7 protein-coding genes and 1 pseudogene are annotated in these 9,125 nt (G+C 58.4%); 3 read left to right on the top strand and 5 right to left on the bottom strand.

Annotation, left to right across the window (positions count from 1 at the left end; genetic code table 11):
* Window positions 1-468: 468 nt before the first annotated feature.
* The 3 genes and pseudogenes from JWR14_RS06315 (at window position 469) to JWR14_RS06305 (ending at window position 3,255) form a co-directional block, all read left to right on the top strand.
* Window positions 469-1,541 (top strand): annotated as a pseudogene (locus tag JWR14_RS06315) (Crp/Fnr family transcriptional regulator).
* A gap of 70 nt (window positions 1,542-1,611) precedes the next feature.
* A complete protein-coding gene (locus tag JWR14_RS06310; protein ID WP_299703223.1) occupies window positions 1,612-2,352 on the top strand; it encodes a MotA/TolQ/ExbB proton channel family protein in 741 nt (246 codons plus the stop codon).
* Between the two features lie 195 nt (window positions 2,353-2,547).
* Window positions 2,548-3,255: an OmpA family protein gene (locus JWR14_RS06305; RefSeq protein ID WP_299703220.1), complete on the top strand. Its 708-nt coding sequence runs from the start codon at window positions 2,548-2,550 to the stop codon at window positions 3,253-3,255.
* 108 nt (window positions 3,256-3,363) lie between these two features.
* Here JWR14_RS06305 and JWR14_RS06300 read toward each other — a convergent pair whose 3' ends face one another.
* The 5 genes from JWR14_RS06300 to epsC all read right to left on the bottom strand — a co-directional run.
* On the bottom strand, window positions 3,364-4,125 hold the full coding sequence (locus tag JWR14_RS06300) for an SDR family oxidoreductase (RefSeq protein WP_299703217.1): 762 nt from the start codon (window positions 4,123-4,125) through the stop codon (window positions 3,364-3,366).
* A 957-nt stretch (window positions 4,126-5,082) separates the two neighbouring features.
* Window positions 5,083-7,101, bottom strand: a complete 2,019-nt coding sequence (locus JWR14_RS06295) for a family 2A encapsulin nanocompartment cargo protein cysteine desulfurase (RefSeq protein WP_299703214.1) — start codon at window positions 7,099-7,101, stop codon at window positions 5,083-5,085.
* Window positions 7,076-8,008, bottom strand: coding sequence for a family 2A encapsulin nanocompartment shell protein (locus JWR14_RS06290; RefSeq protein ID WP_089165150.1), 933 nt, complete (start codon window positions 8,006-8,008; stop codon window positions 7,076-7,078). The genes JWR14_RS06295 and JWR14_RS06290 overlap by 26 nt, the downstream gene beginning before the upstream one ends.
* A gap of 114 nt (window positions 8,009-8,122) precedes the next feature.
* Window positions 8,123-8,353 (bottom strand): helix-turn-helix transcriptional regulator, encoded by a 231-nt coding sequence (locus JWR14_RS06285; protein ID WP_299703206.1) that lies wholly within the window; start codon window positions 8,351-8,353, stop codon window positions 8,123-8,125.
* On the bottom strand, window positions 8,350-9,125 hold a 776-nt coding region (epsC, locus tag JWR14_RS06280), incomplete at its 5' end, for a serine O-acetyltransferase EpsC (RefSeq protein WP_299703203.1). The genes epsC and JWR14_RS06285, both read right to left, overlap by 4 nt.

The following is a 9,125-nucleotide window of genomic DNA, read 5'->3' as shown; positions in this document are numbered from 1 at the left end:
TGACAGGCCACGTCGCGCAGCGGTAGAAATCCAAAAGAATACCCCGCTTTAGCGCTGCATTCATAGCGTGGGCCATCACGCCTGGACTAGTTAGTAAAAGCGCAATCGAATGCCTGGACGTGGTCGACGCGGACCTTTCCACAGTGCCGGTATCGCCCTCTATTCAGCGCTCACCGCAACACGGTGATTGCGCCCGTCGGCGCATTCGGTCTTCCTATGCAAGCCTAACGTCAATTGGTCTTTGCTGACCCATTTTAACGTTTGCCTATTTGCAGAAAATGATCGCTCTGCCATGCCTGAATACAGGCCTTCCACGCCTGTCGTCAATTGATCATTTTGTTGCGCAGGCATCACTAAAGAGTTCCCAAAACGGGCCGATATTGCTTTCAGAACACTTAAATATCGGCGAAACGCTTGAGTACCCGTCAGACAGAAACGGGACCGGGCGATCACTCTTCGGGGGCTGCATTGAATCAAGAAACCTTGTCCAGACTGCGGGCGGTTGCACCGGGCGAAGTCATCTACTCGGAAGGGTATATTGGAACCTCGGCAATCTATGTCATTGCCGAAGGAAAAGTCGAGATCTCGGCGAAATGCGACGACAGGCGTGTTGTCCTCGCGACCCTGGGCAAGGGAGAGTGCTTCGGAGAGTCTGCATTGCTGCCTTCCGAGCCGCGCGGGTCGACGGCGAAGGCGCTTAGCTTCTGCCGGCTGAGCGTGATCGAAGCAAAGATCGTGGAAGAGGAACTGGAGCGCGTCTCACCGCTCCTTCGCCACCTGATGCGCACGTTGATTCGCCGGAATAAAAGAAAAGACGAGCTCCTCGCGACGTACACGAATGCTGACTTCCTACCCGGAATAGTCTCTTACGCCCACGTGCTTAGCTTGATGGCCGGAGGTGAAAACGGGCAAGCACGAGGCCGGCGGCTTCAATCCGATGATGTGTCGATCGCACTTTCTGAAGTCTGCAAGCGGTGCCAGGCAGTAGCCGGCCATCCTCGCGTGCACGTCATGGCCATGCTCAAGCGCATGGAAAAACTCAACCTCGTAACGCTTGAGTCCGGTCGTCCGGACTTTCTCGGCAACGTCCCCGGCTTTGCCACGGACGACACCACCAGCCGCCAGGTTGTCACCTTCGATCCCGTGCGGATTATCGAACGGGATCAACGCGTGGGTGACCACGATCTTGATATTTCGATCGCCAGCGAACTGGAGTTGATAGAACTGTCCGATCTTGAGGCGCTGATCGGCGTCGAGAGACAGTTGATACTCGACAAGCTCTCGCGTGCGGAAATTGCCGACGATATTTTTACGATCTCGCGAAACTGCTCTCCTCGGCAACGGACCACACGGTCTCTGACCGGTTGCTTTCAGTGATGACAAAGGCACGGCAAAGTGAGACTTCATGGATCATGCGACGTGACCTCGTGACCAATCCTCTTGAGATACAGGACATTGAAGAACGCTTCATTCAACTGGTCAAGTCGATAAAAGCCGGGCCCCCAGCCGACGCCCCCGAACAGCTTTCGGTTGGAACCTGACTGTCCTGAGCCGTACGGCAGAGCAGCATCGAAAACAATCGCAGTCGTCAAAAGATAAACGAGAGATCGAATGGACATCCTAACGCTGTGCGGAGCGCTGCTTGGCATTGTTGCCATCGTGGCCGGGTTCACCCTGGAAGGCGGCCGCTTCCTGACGCTCTTTCAGGTAGAAGCCATAGTCATTGTGCTGGGCGGCACGATCGGCGCCGTAATGGTTCAGAACACGTGGGTGAAGTTCTCGGCAGGGGTGAGGCAACTCGGCATGGTCTTCACCAAGGCCAAGCCAGTCGACCGGGAAAACCTGACCATCCTGCTCGAATGGGGTCACAAAGCGAAAGTGGAAGGGATGCTCGCATTCGAAACGATCAATCCCGAAGGCATCAGCCCCTTTGCGAAGAGAGGACTGGAACTGATCGCCAACGGCGTGCCGACTGCCGTGATCGAGGACGCGTTGCAAAGAGAACTCGACGCGTACGAGCGCAACCAGATGGCGGCGGCGCGGATATGGCTGCAGGCAGGAGGCTACGCGCCAACCTTCGGCATCCTGGGCGCGGTGCTGGGTCTGGTTCAGGTGACAGGGCACCTTCTGGAACCGGTCCAGCTTGGTCAGGGTGTCGCCGTCGCTTTTATCACGACGCTCTACGGACTGGCTCTTGCCAATATCCTGTTGCTGCCCATCTACGGAAAAATAAAGGCAAGAATAGATAGCGAATTACGCTTCAAGAAATTGTACTTCGACGGCTTGCTTGCCATCTCGCGAAAAGAGTCTCCGCAGTTAATCGAAGCCCGCCTCGTGGCCGATATTACTTAGAGGTCTATGCGAGAGGGATGGGCGACCAAGCAAAGCCGTTAAACGAGCGTTCGTTCCAGTCCCTAGATTCATTCGCTAAGGATTACTCATGGCCTTGACATGGTGATTCGCCGTTCCTTGCTGTACGGCCGCGAGCCCCGACCCGGATACATGTGAACCAAGGCACTTTACAGCACCAATTTCTATCTGAAGATTATGTCCTTGGTATCTACCAAACCCAATCCCAAGTTCGACGACGAGGCCGAGATACTCTCCGAGCGGTGGCTGATTTCATACTCGGATCTCGTGACCACCCTCATGGTTCTATTCATCGCGTTGTACGCGATGCAGCTAGCCCAGCACCGGGAAATGGAAACGAAAAGTCTCACGCTTGCACCGCTCACGAAGCGCAGCGCAAGCGCTGAAAATTTTCAAGCGCCCCGGACTGCGGCGCTTGAACAGGTCCAGGCGTCCAGGAAAGAACTGATCTCAGCATTGCAGGCGATGCGCGACAAGCAGGAAATTCGTGTACTCGAAAATGCGCGCGGTGTCGAGATCGAAATCAATGCAAAGATACTCTTTCGCTCGGGTGAGGCCCATCTGATGCAGGATTCAAACGCCGTGCTGGATCAGGTGGCTACGGCGCTCAAAGAACACTCGGCGCAACAGATCCTGGTGGAAGGACACACCGATTCCGTACCGATATCGACCGCAAAATACGAGTCTAACTGGGAGCTTTCGTCCGCGAGAGCCGGCTCGCTCGTACGATTCCTGGTCGATCGGGGCATTGAGCCACACAGGCTCGCGGCGATTGGCCGCGCGGACAATATCCCCGCTGTAATGGGAGATGACCCGTTTGCCCGCGCAGCCAATCGTCGAGTCGTCATCGTCGTGCAATACGATGTTCCCACTACCCTTCAGTAGACCCGATCTTCGTCAGACCTCCAGCCTGCACATGGTCGGCCGCCTGGCGGAGACGACGCGTCCAATGCCGTTCCGTGGAGCATCGCCTCCATTGCTGCACCCTGTTGCTCATTTGCCGCCAGTGACATCGAGGAACGTGCCGGTGATGAAGGAAGCTTCGGCGCTTGCTAGCCATAGGATCGCCCGCGCAACCTCTTCAGGTTGACCGCCGCGTCCCATGGGGATCGAGTCTCTGACGCGATCCACCCGTCCCGGCTCTCCGCCGCTAGCATGCATGTCAGTGTAGATGTGCCCAGGGCGGATGCAGTTGACGCGTATCCCATCCCGCGCGACTTCTTTTGCAAAACCCGTAGTGAATGTCTCAACGGCGCCCTTCGACGCAGCGTAGTCGACATATTCGTTTGGACTGCCGAGCCGGGCCGATGCCGACGAGATGTTGATCACAACGCCTCCCCGCCCATTGTGACGATACGACATGCGCTTCACCGCCTGCTGTGCACAGAGGATAGGGCCGATCGAATTGACCGCGAAGATACGCTGCATCCGCGCGAAGTCGAGATCCTCCAGCCGGGACTGCCGCGCAAGTACCGCAGCGTTGTTCACCAGTACATCGATCCGGCTGAACTTCCGGTCGATCGCGGCGAATAGCTGAGCGACCTGCTCTGGATCTGCGCTGTCCGCGCGCATGGCTAGAGCCCGGCGCCCGAGAGCTTCCACATCAGCCGCCACCGCAAGGGCAGCAGATTCGTTGGAGACGAAGCTAATCGCTACATCGTAACCTTGTGCGGCAGCAAGACGCGCGGTCGCCGCGCCTACGCCGCGACTTCCACCCGTTATCAGAATTAGCGGCGCCTGCGGGGCGGTATCCATTTAGCGAACCTTCTTGTGGTGGTGGGACAATAACTAGTGCTGGGGACCGGCTGAATGCTGGCGGCTCGTTGGTGGCTCGTTGGTGGCGTTGGCCGATCCACCTCAACATAGACGGACACAAGAATAACTATAGTGTGATGCAAAGGCAAAGCAGATTAACTGCCGGTCCGGGTTAGAAAAACTCTTTCGATGAAAAGCACGCCACCGTTTGTGCGAGGTATCGGGATCGGCTAAGGGCTTTCATATCACGACGACCCGGCTCATCCGATGATGTTGGTATGATTTCTCTATTCATCGAAGCGATCTGCACGTTATTGAACCGATAACGCAAACTGATTCACGACATGTGCCGACAACGCACGTCCTGGTCGCCCGAACAAAATGAAGGCCCTGGAATTTTAACGACAAGCAGTTTTGCTTTGAGCTTACTCAAGATGGCAATCGATATTACCGGCCGCACGTTTGGCAGGCTTACGGCTGTAGCCCGCGAGGACGGTTCTCGCTGGCTTTTCAGGTGCGCTTGCGGAGTCGAGAAGGTTCTTGCCGTTCAAAGCGTCAAGTACCGCAAGACGCTATCGTGCGGCTGCTTGCGTCAGATTGAAATTGCAGCGGGTCATCGCTTTGGCCAACTCACTGCGTCTCACTACGTGAATCACGGCAAGAACGGCGCACGCTGGTTTTTCCAGTGTGATTGCGGGGCCGGAAAGATCTTTGCCTCTAGTTACGTACGAAGCGGCCTGCGAACCTCGTGTGGATGCCGCGGGCGGACTGCCAAGGTCGTCCGCGTGGCGGAGCCAGACGCGGAGGTTTGGCCGTTTCCAAAGTGGCCCAGGGAGCGCGGCGGGTAAGCGACTTTCAACAGACAATCTCCGTACAGCCGCATGGACAGAACACAAACCGAGTGATGCGCGCGGTCGCGGTGACCACGCGCTGCACTACCCAACCCCACCTTCCGACCTACCGCCGCGACGAAAGCCTGCGCACGACGGCCACGAGCCTGTCGACTTCATCGCACGTGTTGTAAAAAGCTAGCGACGGCCGCACCGTTGCCTCGACGCCAAAGCGCCGGAGAATCGGTTGGGCGCAATGATGACCCGAACGCACTGCAATCCCTTCTTCGTTCAACGCCTGCCCGACTTCTTCCGTCTCGTATCCCTTCAGCACGAACGACAATACGCTGGCCTTATTCTTGGCTGTACCAATCAAACGCACGCCTGGGACCGGCTGCAATACGCTCGTCGCATAAGCGAGTAGATCATGTTCGTAGCGCCCGATATTCTCGATACCCACGCGCGTCACATAATCAATCGCAGCCCCAAGGCCCACTGCATCGGCAATGTTGCCCGTGCCTGCCTCAAAGCGATTGGGAGGCGCCTGAAACACGGTGCGCTCGAACGTCACGTCCGCGATCATGTTGCCGCCGCCTTGCCATGGCGGCATGTCTTCGAGCAGATCGTGTTTGCCATAGACCACACCAATACCGGTCGGACCGAACAGCTTGTGACCCGAGAACACGAAGAAATCAGCATCGATTTCCTGCACGTTCACACGCATGTGCGAGACCGATTGCGCACCGTCAACCAACGCCCGCGCGCCTGCACGATGCGCCATCGCGACAATCTCCTGCACCGGCACAACGGTGCCCAATGCGTTCGATACTTGCGTCACCGAGACAATCTTCGTGCGGCTGTTGAGCAGTTTCTGATACTCATCGAGACGAACTTGTCCCGAGTCGTCGACAGGAATCACGCGCAGAATCGCGCCCTTAAGTGCTGCGAGTTGCTGCCAGGGCACGATGTTCGCGTGATGCTCGAGATGCGAGACAATGATCTCGTCGCCCTCGCCAACGTTTTGCACGCCCCAGGACTTCGCGATCAGGTTGATGCCTTCCGTCGTGCCACGCACGAAGATGATTTCTTCCGCCGATGCCGCACCAATGAAGCGTCTCACCGTATCGCGCGCGCCTTCGTACGCGTCGGTCGCGCGTCCTGCCAATGCATGTGCGGCGCGGTGAATGTTTGAGTTCTCATGCGCGTAGAAATACGACAGGCGGTCGATAACCGACTGCGGCTTGTGCGTGGTCGCGGCGTTGTCGAACCACACAAGCTGACGGCCGTTCACGCGCTCTTGCAGTATCGGAAAGTCGCGCCGGATGGCGTTGACATCGAATGGCGGATGAGCCGAACCGGTCTGCGGCAAGCGCTCGTTCGAATGCGGTGCACGAGCGTTGTCGAGAAAATAGAACCCACCGCTACGATCAGGCTCGCCACCCGCCGGCCCCGCCCGCTCACGGCTATTGAACGGAAGCAAGTCGTCGATAGACGGCAGACCAAGCGATTCGGCCGTCGGTACATCATGACCGGGCAAGGGCAGCTCACGGCTCACGCCGGATGACCCGCCCGCGTTCCGCAAGAAATAGAACGGAGACTCCGCCGATTGATCTCGTTGTACTCCATCAGGCGCACCAACGCCCAGCGCAGCGCCACCGAAGCGCGGTTCCAGCGCCGGTGCGGCGCTCGTCACGGAGTCAGGCACGTTGTTTTGCGAAACCGCATGCGGTGCCAGCGCCGGCACACGATTGCCCAGTGACAACACGTGCGTGGGTGCCGACGGCAGCAGGTTAGCGCCCGGTGCCTTGCCCTGCGGAAGGCTCAAGCCTGGCACCCCCGTCCCCGCACCGCCCGGCCCCGCAAGCGGAGATCCAGGGGGCGCCGGATTGCTCGCTGAGGCAAGCACAGGTGCCGCGACCGGCAGCCCTGCGGAGAGTGACTCACCACTGCCGCTGCCAAGACTGGCAAGCGCGGGCATAGTACTACCTGCACTCCCCGGCACGGCCGAAAAGAACGCATTCGCAAGACGCGATAGCACGGCGAGATCAGGCAAGCCCGCAGGCAACCCCGCAGGCGCTGCGGCCGGCGGAACATCAGTGACGAAAGCGCTGCTCACTGGCTTACTTGTAGGTGTCAGGATAGTCATGGTACTTGGCGATCTCCACGTCATCCAGAACCGCCAGTGCGTCCGGCGAGTGCACTGCGAGCGAGCAATACAGCGAAATCAGGTACGAGGCGATCGCGTGGTTGTTGATTCCCATGAAGCGCACCGAAAGCCCAGGCCCTTGCTCGCCTGCTACGCCCGGCTGAAACAAGCCAACCACGCCTTGCCGCTTGTCACCCACGCGCAGCAGAAGGATCTTGGTCTTGCCGTCGGCAACAGGCACCTTGTCCGACGGGATCAACGGAATGCCACGCCACGTGAGGAATTGCGAACCAAACAAACTCACGGTCGGCGGCGGCACGCCGCGACGCGTGCACTCGCGCCCGAAAGCCGCGATTGCGAGCGGATGAGTCAGGAAAAACGCGGGCTCCTTCCAGACGCGCGTCAGCAGCTCATCGAGATCATCGGGGGTCGGCGCACCGGTCAGCGGGAACACGCGCTGTTCTTCGGCGACATTCGCAAGCAGACCGTAGTCCGGGTTATTGATCAGCTGGCTTTCCTGCAACTCCTTGATCGTTTCGATCGTCAGGCGCAGTTGTTCCTTGATCTGATCATGCGGACTACTATAGAGATCCGAAACACGGGTCTGCACGTCGAGGACGGTACTGACCGCGTTCAGAAAATACTCGCGCGGGTTTTCATCGTAGGGAACGAAGGTCCGGGGCAGTTCGCTTTCGTCTTCACGTTGCGTGCATGCCGCCTTCACTTCCTCGGGGTTCTTGACCTGATTCAACCGGTAGATGCCGGCTTCGACAGGCACCCATTGCAGCAAATGCGTAAGCCATCGCGGGGTAATAGTCGATAGCTGGGGAACGGTCTTGGTGGCATTGGCTAATTGCCGTGCTGCGTTATCGCCGAGCGCCGTCTGGCCGCCCACAGTTGCCGTCATGTGTAGCTCCGAAGTCTATAGAATAAAAACGGGAATGCTTATCAGGAAACGTCATTATCAAGACGACGCCCCTGGTCATTCAACATGCTATAGACGGCATTTCGGAAATAATGATCAGCCTGGCCCGTTCACTGGTTCGGGTTGCAGTAACTCCGCCATGGGAACATCGAGCGCGCGGGCAAGTTTGTGGACCGTGATGATGGAAGCGGTCACGCGGCCGCGTTCAATCTCGCCAATATAAGAGCGGTTCAGGCCGGCGTGTTCAGCAAGCTGCTCTTGCGACCACGCCTGTGCCTCGCGTAAAAGCCTGACAGCCAAGCCGAAGTTGCGGACGACTTCCGTCATGACACAGTTGCCCCGGCGCGTTGTTGCACACCGTCGTTGCGCGAGACCGCCTGCGTAACGTTCGCGCCCGGTTCGACGTCGTGCGTGAGCCATACGTTGCCGCCGATTACCGCTCCCCGGCCGAGCGTGACACGACCGAGAATCGTGGCGCCCGCATAGATCACGACCTCATCTTCCACGATCGGATGCCGCGCCCCGCCTTTCTCCAGATGGCCTTCTGCATCGCGGGGAAAACGTTTTGCGCCGAGGGTGACGGCCTGATAAACGCGCACGTGATCGCCAATGACCGTGGTCTCGCCTATGACCACGCCCGTCCCGTGATCGATAAAAAATCCCTTGCCTATTTGCGCGCCCGGATGAATGTCGATGCCCGTTGCGCCATGCGCGAGTTCAGCCACAATGCGCGCAAGCAACCGAAGGTCGAGCTGATAGAGCTCATGCGCCAGCCGGTGATGAATCATGGCGAGAACGCCGGGGTAGCAGAGCAGCACTTCATCTACACTGCCGGCTGCCGGATCGCCGTGATAGGCCGCTAGCACATCGCTATCGAGGAGCGTACGGATCTCGGGAAGCCTGGCCGCGAACGCACGGACCGCAATGCCTGCACGCGCGGCGATGTTTTCGTCGTCACGCGACAGATGGCGGTCGCGGTATTGCAATTCGAGTTGCGCCTGGGCAAAAAGAGCGTGCAAGGCTGAATCCAGTGCATGGCCCACGTAGAAATTTTCGCTTTCCTGACGCAGGTCGTGCGGACCAAGCCGCATTGGAAAGA

It is taken from the genome of Caballeronia sp., assembly GCF_028292365.1.
GTDB lineage: Bacteria > Pseudomonadota > Gammaproteobacteria > Burkholderiales > Burkholderiaceae > Caballeronia.
The sequence above is the reverse complement of the archived record's forward strand: the minus strand, read 5'-3'. Positions and strand labels throughout refer to the sequence as shown.

Excerpts from the sequence above, each read along its gene's own strand:
- JWR14_RS06285 (WP_299703206.1), bottom strand. The coding sequence starts at position 8,353 with ATGACGGAAGTCGTCCGCAACTTCGGCTTGGCTGTCAGGCTTTTACGC.
- JWR14_RS06290 (WP_089165150.1), bottom strand. The coding sequence starts at position 8,008 with ATGACGGCAACTGTGGGCGGCCAGACGGCGCTCGGCGATAACGCAGCA.
- JWR14_RS06300 (WP_299703217.1), bottom strand. The coding sequence starts at position 4,125 with ATGGATACCGCCCCGCAGGCGCCGCTAATTCTGATAACGGGTGGAAGT.
- JWR14_RS06305 (WP_299703220.1), top strand. The coding sequence starts at position 2,548 with ATGTCCTTGGTATCTACCAAACCCAATCCCAAGTTCGACGACGAGGCC.
- JWR14_RS06310 (WP_299703223.1), top strand. The coding sequence starts at position 1,612 with ATGGACATCCTAACGCTGTGCGGAGCGCTGCTTGGCATTGTTGCCATC.
- JWR14_RS06295 (WP_299703214.1), bottom strand. The coding sequence starts at position 7,101 with ATGACTATCCTGACACCTACAAGTAAGCCAGTGAGCAGCGCTTTCGTC.